Source organism: Candidatus Pantoea soli, assembly GCF_007833795.1.
Classification (GTDB): Bacteria; Pseudomonadota; Gammaproteobacteria; order Enterobacterales; family Enterobacteriaceae; genus Pantoea; species Pantoea soli.
The window spans coordinates 623,670-640,384 of the sequence record NZ_CP032702.1 but is presented as its reverse complement, the minus strand read 5'-3'; the positions used below and the strand labels follow the sequence as shown (position 1 = coordinate 640,384).

Genomic DNA, 16,715 nt, shown 5'->3' with positions numbered 1-16,715 from the left:
ATGTTACAGGTAGCCAATCTGAATCAGTATTACGGCGGCAGTCATATTCTGCGCGGCCTGTCGTTTGACGTCTGTCCGGGTGAAATCACCTGCCTGCTGGGGCGCAACGGCGTAGGAAAAACCACGCTGCTGAAGTGTCTGATGGGGCTGATTCCGGCAAAATCCGGTGATATCCGCTGGCAGGGTGCGGTGATCAACAACCGCAAACCGCATCAGCGCGTCCAGGCGGGCATCGCTTATGTACCGCAGGGGCGCGAGATTTTTCCACGCCTGACGGTGGAAGAAAATCTGCTGATGGGACTGGCGCGTTTTCACGGTGCCGCCGCGAAAAGCGTTCCGGACGAAATTTATCAGCTGTTTCCGGTATTACATGAGATGCGTGCGCGACGCGGCGGCGATCTCTCCGGCGGGCAGCAGCAGCAGCTGGCGATCGGCCGGGCGCTGGCCTGCCGGCCGCAGCTGCTGATCCTCGATGAGCCCACGGAGGGGATCCAGCCGTCGGTGATCAAAGAGATCGGCGCGGTGATCAGACAGCTGGCGCAGCGCGGCGACATGGCGATCCTGCTGGTGGAGCAGTTTTACGATTTTGCCGCTGAACTGGCCGACCGCTATCTGGTGATGTCGCGCGGCGAGATCGTGCTGCGCGGAGCCGGGGCGAATATGGACGCAGACGGCGTGCGCGGTCTGGTGGCCATTTGACTGACGGGGGCGGTCACGCCCCCGCAGCGATCAGGATGCGCCCTGCGTCTCCAGCCGGAAGACGCTGATGTTTTCCATCAGCGCCCCCACCTGCTGATCCAGCGCGCGCGCCGCCTGCGCTGACTGCTGCGACAGCGTGGCGTTTTGCTGTGTCGCCGCATCCATGTGCGTCACCGCCAGGTTAACCTGTTCGATGCCCGCGCTCTGTTCGAGGCTGGCCGCGGAGATGTTCTCCATCAGCTCACACAGCTGCCGGACGCTGCTGACGATCTCCTGCATAGAGCTTCCCGCCCCTTTTACCAGCGCATTGCCCTGTGCGATCAGGTTCACCGAACGATCGGTCAGGCCGCGAATATCGCGGGCGGCGGCGGCGGAACGCTGGGCCAGCGCACGCACTTCCGAAGCCACTACGGCAAAACCCCGTCCGTCATTGCCGGCACGTGCCGCTTCAACCGCTGCGTTGAGCGCCAGAATGTTGGTCTGGAAGGCAATACCGTCGATCACCGTGACAATCTCGTTAATTTCCCGCGAGAACTGATGGATCTCGTCCATTGCCACCACCACTTTTTCCACCACGGCACCGCCGTCGCCGGCGCGCTCACGGGTATCACGCGCAATCTCACTGGCGTGTCGTGCGTTTTCCGCATTGTTTTTCACCACTGAGGTCAGCTGCTCCATGGAGGCAGCGGTCTGCTCCAGCGCGCTGGCCTGCGCTTCGTTACGGGCTGACAGCTCGCGGCTGCCGTGCGCTACCTGGCCGGTGGTATCGGCAATGGCGTCAGTGCCGCTGCGCACGCCGGTAACAATACGCGTCAGGTTATGATTCATCTCCTGCAGCGCGGCCATCAGCTGGGCGGTTTCATCACGCCCGGAGACGTGAATATGGGTGCGAAGATCGCCTGCCGCCACGGTTTTGGCCACGCTGATGGCCTGCTTCAGCGGTCGGGTGATGCTCTGAATCAGCCAGGCTGTGATGGCAGCGCCCACCAGCAGAATACAGGCCATGGCGATCAACAGTAGCAGCCGGGTTTTATGGTAGTGCGCCAGGTTGCTGGCTTCGATCGCCTGATGCATCTGCTGCGCACGCTGCAGCGTTGCCGTGACCAGCGCATCGATCTGCTGCACAGGCGCGCGATCGATACCGGTGACCAGATGATCCACGCGCGCGGCACTGGCGATATCCCGAATATCGTAGCTGGCCAGCGCCGCCAGATACTGATGTTCCAGTCCGGCATGCACCGTACGCGCCTGCTCTACCGGCGCATCCGGCAGGCCCAGCGCCCGCTGAATCTGGCTCAGCTGGTTCAGCAGCGCCTGCGTTTTCTGACTCTCCTGCAGAAACGCCTTTTTATATTTATTGAAGACCTCTTCCCCCTGGGTGCCGCGCAGCAGGGTATTTTTCCACTCCTGCACCTGAATCTTGAACTGCACCTGCGCGCTGCGGGCCGTATCAATGCTTTGCGCGATCAGGATCTCGCGTGCCATGACCTGCTGGTTATTAGCCAGCGCCTGCTGGTTAACCTGCAGGCCATGCAACCCCATCAGCAGGGTCGCGAAGAGTAACAGCGTGGCGAGAAACCCCAGCCGCTGGCCGATTTTAAAATGATTTAGCTTCATCAATCTGAACCCTGGTAATGGAAAATGTGACAAGTGTCACCCAGGTTATCGACCCGGCCGACGCGCGGCTTTACGCGGAAACCGTGGTTTTTACGTGACAGTTTTGTGACAGTGCGCCGTGACCAGCCCTGCCGGCGGGCACCCTTCGCTGCGCCTGCGCGCAATAGCGCGGCGACGCAGGAAGTTTGCGGGGCGATCTTAATGCGGGTAATATCAAATCCAGCCTGACGGCTGAATCGCAACTTATTAAAAACTGTGAGATTTGTCGTGATTCCCGTGCGCTGTTGTTGTGATTTGAGGGTTTTCGCCTGCCCGCAGTGACAACCGGCGGCGGCGAGTTCACCTACTTCCCATCCTGAGAGGCCCATGGAAACCCGGCGCGACGAACGAATCAACAAGCTGGCACAGGCGCTGAAACGCACCGATAAACTGCACCTGAAAGACGCGGCGCGGCTGCTTGGCGTATCGGAAATGACCATTCGCCGCGATCTCTCCGAACCGGCTTCCGCGGTGGTGCTGCTGGGTGGCTACATCGTCAGCGATCCCCGGCACCACGTTGGGCACTACTTCATTTCCGATCAACACGGGCAGAATGCCGCCCGCAAACAGCGCCTGGCCGCGGCAGCGGCTGGCTTGATCAGCGAAAATGACACGGTGTTTTTTGACTGCGGCACCACGCTGCCGTACATCATTGATGCCATCCCGGAGACATTGCCGTTTACCGCCATCTGCTGCGCCATGAATACCTTTCTGGCGCTGAAAGAGAAACCGGCCTGCAACGTGATTCTGAACGGCGGGGAGTTTCACGCCGATAACGCGCTGTTCACGCCGATTGGCAGCCACTCGGTGCTGGATCACCTCTGCCCGACGCTGGCGTTTATCTCGGCAGCGGGCATCGATGCCCAACAGGGCGCGACCTGCTACAACCTCAATGAGTTAGCGATGAAGCATCACGCCATGCTGCGCGCGCGCCGCTGCGTGCTGGTGGCGGACAGCAGCAAATACGGCAAAGTGTTGCCGGCCCGCATCGCGGAGCTGCACCGTTTTGATTTACTGGTGAGCGACAGCGCCCCGGACGCCGCCCTGCAGACGTGGCTGGCGCAGCACGCGCTGCTGCTGCTCCTGCCCTGACGCGCCCCCGAAACGCCACCAAACGTGCGTCAGGCTGTGATTAGCCGGGGAAAACCGCTAAACTTCAGCATCTGACGTTCCACTACTCACAGACCAAGAGGCTCATTACAACGTGGCTCAATTCGTCTATAGCATGCATCGCGTCGGCAAAGTGGTTCCGCCGAAGCGTCACATTCTGAAGAACATTTCCCTTAGCTTCTTCCCGGGAGCAAAAATCGGTGTCCTCGGCCTGAACGGCGCGGGTAAATCAACCCTGCTGCGCATCATGGCCGGCATCGATAAAGACATCGAAGGGGAAGCCCGCCCGCAGCCGGGCATTAAAGTGGGCTATCTGCCGCAGGAGCCGCAGCTGAACCCGGAACACACCGTGCGTGAATCGGTTGAAGAAGCCGTTTCTGAAGTGGTGGGTGCCCTGAAGCGTCTGGATGAAGTCTATGCGCTGTATGCCGATCCGGACGCCGATTTCGATAAGCTGGCCGCTGAGCAGGGGCGTCTGGAAGAGATTATCCAGGCACACGATGGTCATAACCTGGAAACCCAGCTGAACCGCGCGGCAGATGCCATGCGCCTGCCGGAATGGGATGCCAGAATTGCTAACCTGTCGGGCGGTGAACGCCGCCGCGTGGCGCTGTGCCGTCTGCTGCTGGAAAAGCCAGACATGCTGCTGCTCGACGAACCCACTAACCACCTGGATGCCGAATCCGTGGCGTGGCTGGAACGCTTCCTGCACGACTTCGAAGGCACCGTGGTCGCCATTACCCACGACCGCTACTTCCTTGATAACGTCGCCGGCTGGATTCTGGAGCTGGACCGTGGTGAAGGTATTCCATGGGAAGGCAACTACTCTTCCTGGCTGGAGCAGAAAGATCAGCGTCTGGCACAGGAAGCGTCACAGGAAGCCGCCCGTCGTAAATCCATTGAGAAAGAGCTGGAGTGGGTGCGTCAGGGCGCGAAGGGCCGCCAGTCCAAAGGCAAAGCCCGTCTGGCGCGCTTCGAAGAGCTGAACAACAGCGAATACCAGAAGCGTAACGAAACCAACGAACTGTTCATTCCACCTGGCGCACGCCTTGGCGATAAAGTGCTGGAAGTGAAGAACCTGAGCAAATCGTATGGCGACCGCGTGCTGATTGACGATCTGTCGTTCTCGCTGCCAAAAGGCGCGATTGTCGGCATCATCGGGCCGAACGGCGCCGGTAAATCCACGCTGTTCCGCATGATGTCTGGTCAGGAACAACCGGATTCCGGCACCATCGAACTGGGTGAAACCGTTAAGCTGGCGTCGGTGGATCAGTTCCGTGACGCGATGGATAACAGCAAAACCGTCTGGGAAGAAGTGTCAGGCGGCCAGGACATCATGCGTATTGGCAACACCGAAATGCCAAGCCGCGCCTACGTCGGCCGCTTTAACTTCAAAGGCACCGATCAGGGCAAACGCGTTGGCGAGCTGTCCGGCGGTGAGCGTGGCCGTCTGCACCTGGCCAAACTGCTGCAGGTGGGCGGCAACCTGCTGCTGCTTGACGAACCGACCAACGACCTCGACATCGAAACCCTGCGCGCGCTGGAAAACGCCCTGCTGGAGTTCCCGGGCTGTGCCATGGTGATCTCGCACGACCGCTGGTTCCTGGACCGTATTGCTACCCACATCATCGATTATCAGGATGAGGGGAAAGTGGAGTTCTTCGAAGGTAACTTCACCGAGTACGAAGAGTATAAGAAACGCACCCTCGGCGCAGAAGCGCTGGAGCCAAAGCGTATCAAATACAAACGTATGGCGAAGTAAGTAATGCCGTAAAAAAGGCGCCGCAGGGCGCCTTTTTTTATGGCCGGGATTCAGCTGCCCAGCGTCTGTTTCACCAGCTCGACACAGCGCAGGAAACGCGTGTCGTAGTCATCTTCTTTGACGTGAACATAGTCGATATTGTTCTCGCGCAGCATGGTGATCAGCATGGACTGAAATTCACGGCGATCCATTGAACTGCCCAGACTGCGTAACCCGTCTGCCACCCACGGCACGTTGTTCTCCAGCAAAATCACCAGATCAAAGCGGTATTCGTCGATCAGCGCCTGCACAAACGGATGCTCGCGCCCTTCATACTTCAGGCAGAACGCCTGCGTGGTGATGAAATCGGTGTCGATAAATGCCACTTTATTGGCATATTTCACTGCAAAATCAATATACTGCGCCTGACCAAGGGCAATTTTGTCGTAATCGGAATACTGCAGCGCCATCTCATCACCGCCCAGATGGGAAAAAACGTAATCGCGCCCGTACTCCCACGCGCTGGTGGTGTTGAAGATATTCGCCAGCTTGTTCACCAGCGTGGATTTGCCGCTGGACTCGCCGCCGAGGATCGCCACCGTGCGCACAAAGAACGGCTTAACTTCGGTCGGAATATACTCCCAGTAGCGGAACGGGTCCTGCCGGATCTGGCTGCCGCTGATGCTCATGAACGATCGGCTCGGATCGATCACCACCGCCGGTATGCCAAGATGCTGCTGATACATGGGCGCATCCGGCTCTTCGCTGGTGTAGACGCAATCCGGCTCAATGCCCTGCTCCGCCAGAAAGGCGGTGACGCCGGCGCTCCACACATCCCAGCCGTGCGGATAGGGTTCGATCCCTTCTTCGTTAAACGAGTGGATGCGGATGTTTTTCTGGTATTTGAAGGTCTGCAACAGCCAGCGCAGGCGATCGCTGACGGTAGGCTGCTGCGACATGGCGCTGTTCTCAAACAGCGCCCGGTCACGCGGTTCATCGTGACCCATAATGATGTGCAGCTCATCGACCTGACTGCAGGCGCGCTGGATCAGATAGATGTGCCCGGTGTGCAGCGGATAAAACTTCCCGAACACCACCCCCACGGTTTTCTCCCGGCGCGGAAATTCCAGGCCAAGGAACCGGTGCAGCGCTTCCAGCTTCTGCGCGCTGGGGCTTTTGATTTTGGCATTCAGCAACTGGCTCAGATAGCCTTTGGTCATCCCGCTGGCATCGGCCACCTGCTGCAGCGTGTGGCCCTGCTGGCGTATTGCGGTCTTCAGATACTCGAATGATGACATGGTGTGCCTCCTGCATGGAAAAAAGGGGATGCGCGTACGCTTACCGGCGCCTGCGCTGAGGAAGCGCCGGTTGCCGGCCCCCGCTGGCGCTTATACCCGCGCCAGCGCAACCCTGTGATGCAAAGCGTGCATACAACGCTTTGCCGGGCTTAGTGGTGCCGTCACGCGCGTTACAGCTCGTCCAGAATCGCCAGTGCGTCCGCCAGCTTTTTGGCACTGAACACCTGCATACCGTCGATGGCTTTCTTCGGCGCATTGCCGGATGGCACGATGGCACGCTTAAAGCCGTGCTTGGCGGCTTCGGATATGCGCTCCTGACCGCTCGGCACCGGGCGGATTTCGCCGGCCAGCCCGACTTCGCCGAAGATCACCAGATCCTGCGGCAGCGGACGATCGCGCAGGCTGGAGACCATCGCCAGCAGCAGCGCCAGGTCGGCACTGGTTTCCGTGACTTTCACCCCGCCCACGACGTTGACGAACACGTCCTGATCCGCCATCTGCAAGCCGCCGTGACGGTGCAGTACCGCCAGCAGGATGGCCAGCCGGTTCTGTTCCAGACCCACCGCCACGCGCCGTGGATTGCCCATCATGGAGTGGTCCACCAGCGCCTGGATCTCAACCAGCAGCGGCCGCGTGCCCTCCCAGACCACCATCACTGAACTGCCTGAGGTGATCTCATCACCGCGTGACAGGAAGATGGCAGACGGGTTGCTGACTTCGCGCATGCCCTGCTCGGTCATGGCGAATACGCCCAGCTCATTGACGGCACCAAAACGGTTTTTGTGGCTGCGCAGCGTGCGGAAACGGGAATCGGCGTCGCCATCCAGCAGCACCGAACAGTCGATACAGTGCTCCAGCACCTTCGGACCGGCCAGCGAGCCATCTTTGGTGACGTGACCCACCATGATAATGGCCACCCCGCGCGTTTTGGCGAAACGCGTCAGGTAGGCCGCGGTTTCACGCACCTGCGCTACACTGCCGGGAGAGGACTGAATATCCGCCATGTGCATCACCTGGATGGAGTCGATCACCATCAGCTTCGGCTGCTCCTGCTCGGCAATCAGGCAGATTTGTTCAATGCTGGTTTCCGACAGCATGTTCAGGTTATCGGTGGGTAAACCCAGACGATGCGCGCGCATTGCCACCTGCTGCAGCGACTCTTCACCGGTGACGTAGAGGGTTTTCATCCCTTCTGCCAGCTTGCACATGACCTGCAGCAGCAGCGTGGATTTGCCGGCACCGGGGCTGCCGCCAATCAGAATAGCGCTGCCCGGCACCACGCCGCCGCCCAGTACGCGGTCAAACTCTTTAAAGGTGGTGGAGAAGCGCGGCAGGGCTTCCAGACTGATCTCTGACAGCTTCTGAACCCGGCTGGTGCCGGCGTTGCCGGCGTAGCCGCTCAGGCGATCGTTACGCGCCGCCGCAGGCGAGGCGGCAATGCGCACCTCGGTAATGGTGTTCCATGCGTGGCAGGCGCTGCATTGCCCCTGCCAGCGCGGATAATCAGCGCCACATTCGTTGCACACGAATGCGCGTTTTGCCGCTTTGGCCAAATCAATTCCTCTGTTAACGCTCTTCGTGAATCAGGCTGCCGGTGAGGATGCAGAACGCCCCCATCAGGTCAGCATGACGGATAATCACTTCCGCCTGTTCATTCACTTTAGGTTTAGCATGATAGGCGATACCCAGCGCCGCGGTTTTCAGCATCGGCAAATCATTTGCACCATCGCCAATCGCGACCGTCTGTTCCGGTGCGATATCAAAGCGCTGCGCCAGCGCGTTCAGGGTATCGGCTTTATATTGTGCATCGACAATCTGCCCCAGCACTTCGCCGGTCAGTTTACCGTCGCGCATCTCCAGTTCATTGGCGACGGCCGCTGCCAGATGCAAGGTCTGCCGCAGATAATCGGCATAAAAGGTGAAACCACCGGAGGCAATCGCCACCTGCCAGCCCAGCGCCTGCAGTTTGTGCACCAGCGTGGTCAGGCCCGGCATCAGCGGCAGCGCATCACGCACCTGCTTCAGGATATTGGCATCGGCACCGGCCAGTTTGGCCACGCGCTCACGCAGGCTGGCTTTAAAATCCAGCTCGCCGCGCATCGCGCGTTCGGTGACTTCCGCCACCTGCTCGCCGCAGCCCGCCAGTTTCGCGATCTCATCAATGCATTCGATTTGGATTGCGGTGGAATCCATATCCATCACCAGCAGGCCTGGGGTTTTCAGATGCGGGATTTTGCCCAGCGGCGCCACGTCAAAACCGGCGTCGTGCGCCAGTCGGGTCGCGCGCGGCGTCAGCGAGCCGGCCAGACGAATCACCTGATACTCATCGACATTCCATGCGCTGACGATCACCATCGCGGCACCCAGCTGATGCTGGTAATCGGTCAGTTTTTGCTTATCGAGCCCGCGCCCGTACAGTAACCAGCCACTCCGACCGGCACGGTAATCCAGCGGCATAACTTCATCACCGCTCAGGGAAAGGGGTAAACCCGGCCAGAGAGAGACATCGGTGGGCAGATCGCACCAGGTAAGACGATTTGGCATTACAGCTCCTGTAGGGACAACAAAACCACGCAAGAGGCTACCTTGTCTGCGCCGGTTCTGGCAACATAATTGCCAGCCTTTCTGCTGTTACGTCACACGGGTTTCTGATGGTCAAAACCGCACTGAAATTTCGCCTGCATCGCACGGTGATCGTTCTTATCTCGCTGGCGCTGTTAGTGGTGCTGATGCAGGGCGCGTCCTGGTTTAGTCTCGGCCATCAGATGGCCCGTTCCGAACAGGTGGAAGAACTGGCGCACACCCTGACGCGTCAGGTGGCGTTTAGCCTGAAACCGCTGATGGATAATAGCGATGATAACCGCGCGCAGATCGCCGCCATTCTGAACCAGATGACGGATAACAGCCGCGTGCTGGATGCGTCTGTTTATGCTGACGACGGCAGCCTGGTGGCCCACAGCGGTGAGAGCATTAACGTGCGCGATCGTCTGGCGCTGGATGGCAAACGCGCCGGCAGCTATTTCAACCATCAAATCGTTCAGCCGCTGGAAGGCAAAGAGGGGCCGCAAGGTTTTCTGCGTATTACGCTGGACACCCACGTGCTGGTGACGGAATCGCGCCAGGTGGATAACACCACCAATATTCTGCGCCTGATGATGCTGCTGTCGCTGGCGATCGGCATTATCCTGACCCGTACCCTGCTGCGCGACCGCCGTACCCGCTGGCAGCAATCGCCGTTCCTGCTGACAGCCAGCAGAACGGTGAAAGAGGATAAAGAGGAAGAGACGGCGGCGGAGACTGTGGAGACAGAGAGGAAAGAGGGTTGAGTTCATTTGGGCAGTGCGGTCTGATGGCTTGCTGAAACGAGGTTTAACACCGGTCAGGCGATGACAGTCACGATAGAGGCGGTTGCATGATCCTGATGGCGGGCGGCTAAAGAGAAAAAGCCGGCAGGATCACGGGGATCGCTTCCGGCTTTTTCTCAGCAATAGTGGAAATAGGTGATGCTGCCAACTTACTGATTTAGTGTATGATGGTGTTTTTGAGGTGCTCCAGTGGCTTCTGTTTCTATCACCTGTCCCTCCTGTTCAGCTACTGACGGGGTGGTGCGTAACGGCAAAAGCACTGCCGGACATCAGCGCTATCTCTGCTCTCACTGCCGTAAAACATGGCAACTGCAGTTCACTTACACCGCCTCTCAACCCGGTACGCACCAGAAAATCATTGATATGGCCATGAATGGCGTTGGATGCCGGGCAACCGCCCGCATTATGGGCGTTGGCCTCAACACGATTTTACGTCACTTAAAAAACTCAGGCCGCAGTCGGTAACCTCGCGCATACAGCCGGGCAGTGACGTCATCGTCTGCGCGGAAATGGACGAACAGTGGGGCTATGTCGGGGCTAAATCGCGCCAGCGCTGGCTGTTTTACGCGTATGACAGGCTCCGGAAGACGGTTGTTGCGCACGTATTCGGTGAACGCACTATGGCGACGCTGGGTCGCCTTATGAGCCTGCTGTTACCCTTTGACGTGGTGATATGGATGACGGATGGCTGGCCGCTGTATGAATCCCGCCTGAAGGGAAAGCTGCACGTAATCAGCAAGCGATATACGCAGCGAATTGAGCGGCATAACCTGAATCTGAGGCAGCACCTGGCACGGCTGGGACGGAAGTCGCTGTCGTTCTCAAAATCGGTGGAGCTGCATGACAAAGTCATCGGGCATTATCTGAACATAAAACACTATCAATAAGTTGGAGTCATTACCCATCTATAGCGGCAGCAACTTTAAAGGCATCACCGGAAAAAAATTTATCAGGTGTAACGCCACTTGCCAGACATTTATTGACCGCAAGAAGAATAAATATGGAAGCAAAAAATCTCATGCAAAACCTCCTGAAAAAAATTAATATTGACTATCTTTCTCACAAAGCTTTCATGCCTTTATTTCAAGACAGCCTTCTTGTTTCAACATGTTTTTTCATTGTAGAATTGTTATTACATGGCAGAATTTATTCTTTAGCAATTCTCTAATCCTCTACCTGATTTCCTTTTTGGTTCAGGACTAGCATCATACTTTAATAAAGAATTAACGTCATCTGAATCATACCTCTCCAATCGCCCATCAGTGCAATTTTCACGGCGGGAAGATTGATCCAAATCAGCACCGATACTAACCAGATAGTCCCGCGCTTTCCCTGAATGGGGTGAAGTTGCATGAATAATCAGCGGATGATAATTGCCCACTGCATTTTATCCAGACCGCTATCAATTCAGCTTCACTTTAGTACTTAGAAATATTAAATAATGGATTATTTCCAGCTCATATCAACACACCAGTAGTCTGCTATGTGATGACAGTTTTATTGTTCACTGCATAGGAAGAGATGCAACAGAAGTGTCATTCTTACTCTTCAGGGATCATTAAGAACAGTAGAGAATGCATTTTTCTTAATATCATCGAGAGACTGATTCCTTATCAGGATAGCCAATTCAGATTGTTCTGCATAAAAATTCTTCAGGGTGATAATCATCTGACTGCTGGGCAGTCACATGAAGATAACATGACCACCATAGAAACCACAGTGATTAATTTCACTCCTCCCCCTTTTATCCCTTTCACCGGCGTTAAATATTCAATAGTCAGTTGGAGGCCATTTCATACCTTTTTTGATAGCCAGATTTTTAATGTTTTCTAACTTTTCAGCATTACTTGCGTTTGACTGGCGTTCTATAATTTTAGCGAGCATATTATTAAAACCCCAACCATTCTCCGTTGTGATTCGCGCATCTGCGCCATGCTCCAGTAACCAGATTACACTATCCAGTTGAAAGCCTGATAAAGATTCAATCAGTACGGTTTGACCAAGCGAGTCTTTTTTATTGACGTCTGCACCCTTTTTAACAAGATAGCTCATGACCTTTAAGCTATGTTCAGAAGCAGCACCAAAAATAACAGGCGTGTCCTCTACTTCTGCATTCGGACTCATCCCCCCTTCAATTAAAGCAGCAACAAAAACAGGATCATCTGATTTTACTGACACTTCTGCTGCGCTACCAATCTCAGGAATTTGTTGCAACGGATTCGCTCCGGCTCTGACCAGAGCTGAAACAATCGCCAGTTGCTTTCTATCTTTCTCATAGCTATTTTGCAAAGCAAAAAATAACAATGTCATACCTTGCTTTCCGGGTTTATTTAGATCGGTTTGCGTTGCAAGCTTTTTAGCTTCCGTTTCGTTACCACGTTCAATTACCTGAGCAAGGGACAATTGCCTACCAGAAAAGAAATTTTCAGCAGATTGATTTTTCATTGCGCCACATCCAAAGGTCGCTAATAATATCATCAACAAAATAAAAGAAATTTTCACTCTGTGATTCACAATCACGTGTAACATTTTACACTCCCGTTAAATAGCAGATAAAATTCCCTATCCTCTTACTTTTCATTTTCTATACACGGTATTACTTGTTCCATGCCATGTCTTGCTATTGGATCACCTTTGCCGCCATCCATATCATGATGTGTACCTACAGATGAGGGCGTAAGTGCAACTAGAGCACAGCAGGATACTGCACCAGCAAGACCACCATAGACTCCTTTCAACTTTGCTCCCGCAAACGCCGCCGCCGCTGGCGTAGCTGTTTTCGGCAAAATCATAGGTGGCCAACGTCTCCAGATTTTTTGCCGTTGTCGCTAAAGTGTGATTTGCTTATTTATACCGCGACTTCTCAATTGTTTTCTGGCTGAATTTCGTGTTTTTGGTGTTTTATCTGCTGAACATTTACTCAGCCCTAACAGATCGATCCAGTTGAACGGGTTAGGTGCATAGGCATACAGGTTTGTCCCGCCTCTTAATCCTATCGGGTTCTGACTGATGAACCGATCCGCATCCGGGCCATAGTAACGGAACCGGTCGTAATAACACGCCGTATTCAGTCCCCGATTGCGCGGCTTACGTTGTAGCGATTCTGCTTAGTATTGCCAGGAAAACCCATCAGTAGCTTAATAAAAATAACAGTTTCAAATTAAATTTCTCACCATGACTTCATCAAATCTATATTATCAATCGCACAAATATCAACATTATATTTTCTCACAACATCCAAAAACCGCTTAACCATTTCCTCTGAAAAAATCATTATACTTTTACCGGCTTCAGGCATGTAATCATTCACAATAAAAAAAGGAATATCATCATTTATCAAGTGAACAATGACTTCATTTGGTATTTTACATTCACTATCCACACTTAACAATATAGGTTTTTTTTCAACCTCAATTTCATTTAACCCCCTTCCCTTCCTTAATTCATTTTTCTTAACTGCCATTGAATAAATTTCAATTTCGTTACCTAAGGAGTTTCCATCTGAGGAAATATACAATCCATTCCTATAAACGTTATCAACGTTAGTTAACTTTCTTTCAACAACATCATAAAAAACAAAATCGCTTATGAAATCATTAATGATGTTCTTAGCGATAGAGGAGTCAAAACCATAAGGCCCATAAAAACTCTCATCAATATCATATTGATAGCAGAAACAGGTTGTAATTTTATCAAACTCCTTCGAAAACAACCTTTTCCAGTCTGGTACTGGGAATTTCATTACCCTTTCACTCTTCACCATGTAAATATAACCTTTTCACCCTTAGAGTTCACTGAATGCACATGACCTGAATCATGATATTTCGGTATATTAGGTAAACCCGCATCTGGATGTTCGAACCATTTATTTGAACCATACCTGTATTCTCGACCCAGCTTTGTAGCACCTTTAGATTTCATCATTCACCAATTCTTAAACTGGCTGGTTGCATTCAGTTCATCAATATGAATATCTTTTCCGCCTCTTGAACTCCCTGGGACTTGAGAATGTTGTCTAGCCAGGTTTATAGCCTCGGGTCGATTCTTTGCTTCGATAACCTTACATTTACTCAACCCCAATGGCTCAATCCAACTGAGCGGGTTCGGCGCATATTGATAAAGATTCAGCCCTCCCGCCAGCCCTACCGGGTCCTGACTGATAAACCGCACCGCATCCGGATCACAGTAGCGGAACCGGTTATAGTACAAATCTGCTTCCGCATCGTAATATTGAACCTGATAAAATGTTGATCAATTATCCGCCGGACTTACGCAAAGCTATCAATACGACTCACGCTATCAAATAACAAAGCAGCATGTTCCAGGAAGGTATAAAGAAAGGCAAGGTGTTATCTATAGATAACTCAGTGAAAAAAACTATTTATCTGGCTATCAAGGATGCGTCAAAAGTAGAATTACCGATCCAGCATTAGCGTAAGATAATAAACTTTAGATCATTGAATGATGTAAAGCCATAGAGTCTAACCTTTAACCAGTGGCTTTTTATAAATAATTACAGGCTCTCATCACAATTAATGGCTGCAACAACTAATTTCTGACACCGAAATCAATATAACCTTCAGAAGTAATAACTAAACACCACTTTGCTTTTTCGTCAAAAAAATAGTGATGCTGAGGAACATTTTGGATCACATAAATCACAAACTCAAGGAAAATCTTCGGATCCAGAGAAACCGCAAAATCAAGTGAGGAATCATTGATATAGTAAATTTTATCCTTTTTGTTTAAGAAGTCATATAAGCCACTATCTTTTATGAACTCTTTAACATCAAAGTTAACCTTTATAGAATCAAATTTAATTGGCCGATAAGCATGTTTTAATAAAGAGTTCCAATCGATTTTTGAACCTTTCCACTGAAAAGCTTCAGAAAGAATATCCGCGACAGGCTCCCATTCATTGATAATTATTGGCTTTGGAGAAAAGCCATCCATGTCTGATAACACATGCTGCTCTAAAGTCACTTTACTCTCCATAATTTTGATGGAAAATCAAATAATCTCTGCAGTCTTTTCACCGATGACTCCGTAGCTTCAAACAGACAATGCTCACCTTTTTCTTTACCGCTGAATACATTTATATGAGCGCCACTACGCTCATCATATTCTATTCTGAATCCGGTTTTACCATCTGCGGTCGTCATTCCTACAGGCTTGCCTCTGGTAAATCCAAATTTCCCTGTGTTAACTTTTTCAGCCTTGAAGCCTCTTTCTTCAAGCCACTTTAGTGCTTTGTTTCTGGCGTGCTCAAACTATCCTTATACTTAGTCAACCCCAGCGGGTCGATCCAGTTCAGCGGATTCAGTGCGTACTGGTAAAGGTTAACCCGCCGTTTAGCCCTATCAAATCTTAGTGCGGGATACGGCTAATTTTTTGATTCCAGTGGAAGCTTCTCTGGTAGCTAACAAAACTTTTATTTATTTGGTTATAAAATAGCATATTATTTTTCACACACATAAATAAAAATAAATCAGAAAAAAACGCCAATATAAGATGTAAAGCAATGATCTTCTTAATTAGTTACACGCCAATTATCACAATAAATTAATAGCCTCAGATATTTTCAATTTAAGCAATTCGATATTACTTGCTGAATCACTAAACATTGGTGCTCCCCAATCATAATCCTTAATCAGGGAAACATAAAACCCTCCCTGAATATTAAATGATGGCCTCCATCCAATGTCTAAAAGAAACCCACCTGGAAACTCAACCTGGAGCATATCTTTTTTTAAGACTTCTAAGAAATTCTCCAATGGTTGTTTTTCATCAATATGAAAATCATCTAATGTCACAATTCCGCCCTTAGTAGTGAAATCCATATTAATCATTTTATAAGCCTCATAAATTCATTTTGAGATATAGGGTGCCCATGAATTGTTCCCCCACTTTCTTCACCCCTTAACCACCGCCTTTCTTTGCCCTCGCTGGCTCCAATAACTTCCCCCCTGTCTTTCACTTTCCTGGGCTTTCCATTACTGACCGACTCACCATTTTTATAAACTGATCTTTCAAGTGATTCTATATCAGTCCCAGGTTTATATTTTGCTGGGCCTGACCTTGTCGATTTAATAACATCTTTTCAGGTTGAATTTTTAGGTATCACATGCTTATAACCGTGAGGAGTCCAGTTAGGTTCATTTTCATCATAGAATTTTCGATGCAACCTCAGGGGGTCGATCCAGTTCAGTGGGTTCGGTGCGTACTGGTCAAGGTTTAAGCCGTAATTTAGCCCTATCGGGTCCTGACTGATGAAGAGCCCCGCATCCGAATCTTAGTAGCGGAAACGGTTATAGTGCAAATCCGTTTCTGCATCGTAGTTCCGGCCCCATACGTCATATCACAAAATAGTTTATTTAAAAATTTAAGCTAATTTTTTATATTATGGCTCCTCCCAATATTTAGTATTTTCGGTAGCTCTCTCTAAATCGTCCATATCATCATCTCCAGGTTTACGGTCAAATTTACCTCCGATCACTCCTCTAATTTTCGTTAACAATTTAGTAATTTTATTGTCATCAATAAAATTAGTGGTTTCTCGCTCATATGCTCTTCGCTTCTCCTCAGTAATTGTGGGTTCGTTATAGTAATAATGTGCTATGTTATTTAATGATATTAAAATATAATCAACTTCCTTATATATACTTATTGCCTCCTCTTCTGTTAGATAAATCTTTTCTTTAGTATTTGACATTATTATTTCCTTTGGTTAGTCGTGTGATTATTAAACTTAAAATAATCTTCAACAGTTAACGGCCACCTGCACCTATATATTTAACCCGTTCACATAAATCATAATAGCTTAGCTAATAAATGATGACAGTTATT

At 51.5% G+C, this 16,715-nt stretch carries 16 protein-coding genes and 2 pseudogenes; 5 read left to right on the top strand and 13 right to left on the bottom strand.

Annotated elements, in window-relative coordinates:
* Nucleotides 1-699 carry an urea ABC transporter ATP-binding subunit UrtE gene (gene urtE / locus D8B20_RS02935; protein ID WP_145886952.1) on the top strand — a complete coding sequence of 233 codons (699 nt, stop codon included), beginning with the start codon at nt 1-3 and terminating at the stop codon, nt 697-699.
* 30 nt (nt 700-729) lie between these two features.
* On the opposite strand, the gene D8B20_RS02930 is transcribed toward urtE, so the two are convergent.
* Nucleotides 730-2,316: a methyl-accepting chemotaxis protein gene (locus tag D8B20_RS02930; RefSeq protein ID WP_145886950.1), complete on the bottom strand. Its 1,587-nt coding sequence runs from the start codon at nt 2,314-2,316 to the stop codon at nt 730-732.
* A gap of 366 nt (nt 2,317-2,682) precedes the next feature.
* On the opposite strand from D8B20_RS02930, the gene deoR reads away from it, so the two are divergent.
* Entirely contained in the window at nt 2,683-3,447 is a 765-nt protein-coding gene (deoR, locus tag D8B20_RS02925; protein WP_145886948.1) for a DNA-binding transcriptional repressor DeoR, read from the top strand.
* A 112-nt stretch (nt 3,448-3,559) separates the two neighbouring features.
* A complete protein-coding gene (gene ettA / locus D8B20_RS02920; RefSeq protein ID WP_145886947.1) occupies nt 3,560-5,227 on the top strand; it encodes an energy-dependent translational throttle protein EttA in 1,668 nt (555 codons plus the stop codon).
* A gap of 50 nt (nt 5,228-5,277) precedes the next feature.
* Here the strand turns inward: ettA and nadR are convergent, their stop codons facing one another.
* From nadR to serB, 3 genes are all read right to left on the bottom strand, one after another.
* A complete protein-coding gene (gene nadR / locus D8B20_RS02915; protein WP_145886944.1) occupies nt 5,278-6,504 on the bottom strand; it encodes a multifunctional transcriptional regulator/nicotinamide-nucleotide adenylyltransferase/ribosylnicotinamide kinase NadR in 1,227 nt (408 codons plus the stop codon).
* A 170-nt stretch (nt 6,505-6,674) separates the two neighbouring features.
* On the bottom strand, nt 6,675-8,057 hold the full coding sequence (gene radA, locus D8B20_RS02910; protein WP_145886943.1) for a DNA repair protein RadA: 1,383 nt from the start codon (nt 8,055-8,057) through the stop codon (nt 6,675-6,677).
* Nucleotides 8,058-8,070: 13 nt separating this feature from the next.
* On the bottom strand, nt 8,071-9,048 hold the full coding sequence (gene serB / locus D8B20_RS02905) for a phosphoserine phosphatase (RefSeq protein WP_145886941.1): 978 nt from the start codon (nt 9,046-9,048) through the stop codon (nt 8,071-8,073).
* A gap of 107 nt (nt 9,049-9,155) precedes the next feature.
* Between serB and D8B20_RS02900 the strand changes: the two genes are divergently transcribed.
* Both D8B20_RS02900 and D8B20_RS02895 read left to right on the top strand, forming a co-directional pair.
* Nucleotides 9,156-9,830, top strand: coding sequence for a YtjB family periplasmic protein (locus tag D8B20_RS02900; RefSeq protein WP_145886939.1), 675 nt, complete (start codon nt 9,156-9,158; stop codon nt 9,828-9,830).
* Nucleotides 9,831-10,058: 228 nt separating this feature from the next.
* Nucleotides 10,059-10,756, top strand: a protein-coding gene (locus D8B20_RS02895) for an IS1-like element IS1A family transposase (protein WP_227741437.1) whose coding sequence is annotated in 2 segments (ribosomal slippage) — nt 10,059-10,308 and nt 10,308-10,756 — 699 coding nt in all. Because the reading frame shifts where the segments join, the coding sequence is not laid out codon by codon here.
* Nucleotides 10,757-10,766: 10 nt separating this feature from the next.
* Here D8B20_RS02895 and D8B20_RS21770 read toward each other — a convergent pair.
* The 9 genes and pseudogenes from D8B20_RS21770 to D8B20_RS02845 all read right to left on the bottom strand — a co-directional run bounded on the left by D8B20_RS21770 (nt 10,767) and on the right by D8B20_RS02845 (nt 16,581).
* Complete coding sequence (locus D8B20_RS21770; RefSeq protein ID WP_261388059.1) at nt 10,767-10,889, bottom strand: hypothetical protein; 123 nt, start codon at nt 10,887-10,889, stop codon at nt 10,767-10,769.
* Nucleotides 10,890-11,639: 750 nt separating this feature from the next.
* Nucleotides 11,640-12,398: an ankyrin repeat domain-containing protein gene (locus D8B20_RS02890; RefSeq protein WP_261388058.1), complete on the bottom strand. Its 759-nt coding sequence runs from the start codon at nt 12,396-12,398 to the stop codon at nt 11,640-11,642.
* Nucleotides 12,399-12,697: 299 nt separating this feature from the next.
* On the bottom strand, nt 12,698-12,880 hold the full coding sequence (locus D8B20_RS02880) for an RHS repeat-associated core domain-containing protein (protein ID WP_261388084.1): 183 nt from the start codon (nt 12,878-12,880) through the stop codon (nt 12,698-12,700).
* Nucleotides 12,881-13,038: 158 nt separating this feature from the next.
* Nucleotides 13,039-13,632 (bottom strand): hypothetical protein, encoded by a 594-nt coding sequence (locus D8B20_RS02875; protein ID WP_145886935.1) that lies wholly within the window; start codon nt 13,630-13,632, stop codon nt 13,039-13,041.
* A gap of 299 nt (nt 13,633-13,931) precedes the next feature.
* Nucleotides 13,932-14,111 (bottom strand): annotated as a pseudogene (locus D8B20_RS22020) (RHS repeat-associated core domain-containing protein); the annotation flags it as partial.
* A gap of 306 nt (nt 14,112-14,417) precedes the next feature.
* Nucleotides 14,418-14,852 (bottom strand): type IV secretion protein Rhs, encoded by a 435-nt coding sequence (locus tag D8B20_RS02865; RefSeq protein ID WP_261388057.1) that lies wholly within the window; start codon nt 14,850-14,852, stop codon nt 14,418-14,420.
* A gap of 569 nt (nt 14,853-15,421) precedes the next feature.
* On the bottom strand, nt 15,422-15,718 hold the full coding sequence (locus tag D8B20_RS02855; protein ID WP_145886931.1) for a hypothetical protein: 297 nt from the start codon (nt 15,716-15,718) through the stop codon (nt 15,422-15,424).
* Nucleotides 15,719-16,044: 326 nt separating this feature from the next.
* A pseudogene (locus D8B20_RS22015) lies at nt 16,045-16,215 on the bottom strand (RHS repeat-associated core domain-containing protein); the annotation flags it as partial.
* A 54-nt stretch (nt 16,216-16,269) separates the two neighbouring features.
* On the bottom strand, nt 16,270-16,581 hold the full coding sequence (locus tag D8B20_RS02845) for a hypothetical protein (protein WP_145886929.1): 312 nt from the start codon (nt 16,579-16,581) through the stop codon (nt 16,270-16,272).
* Nucleotides 16,582-16,715 lie beyond the last annotated feature (134 nt).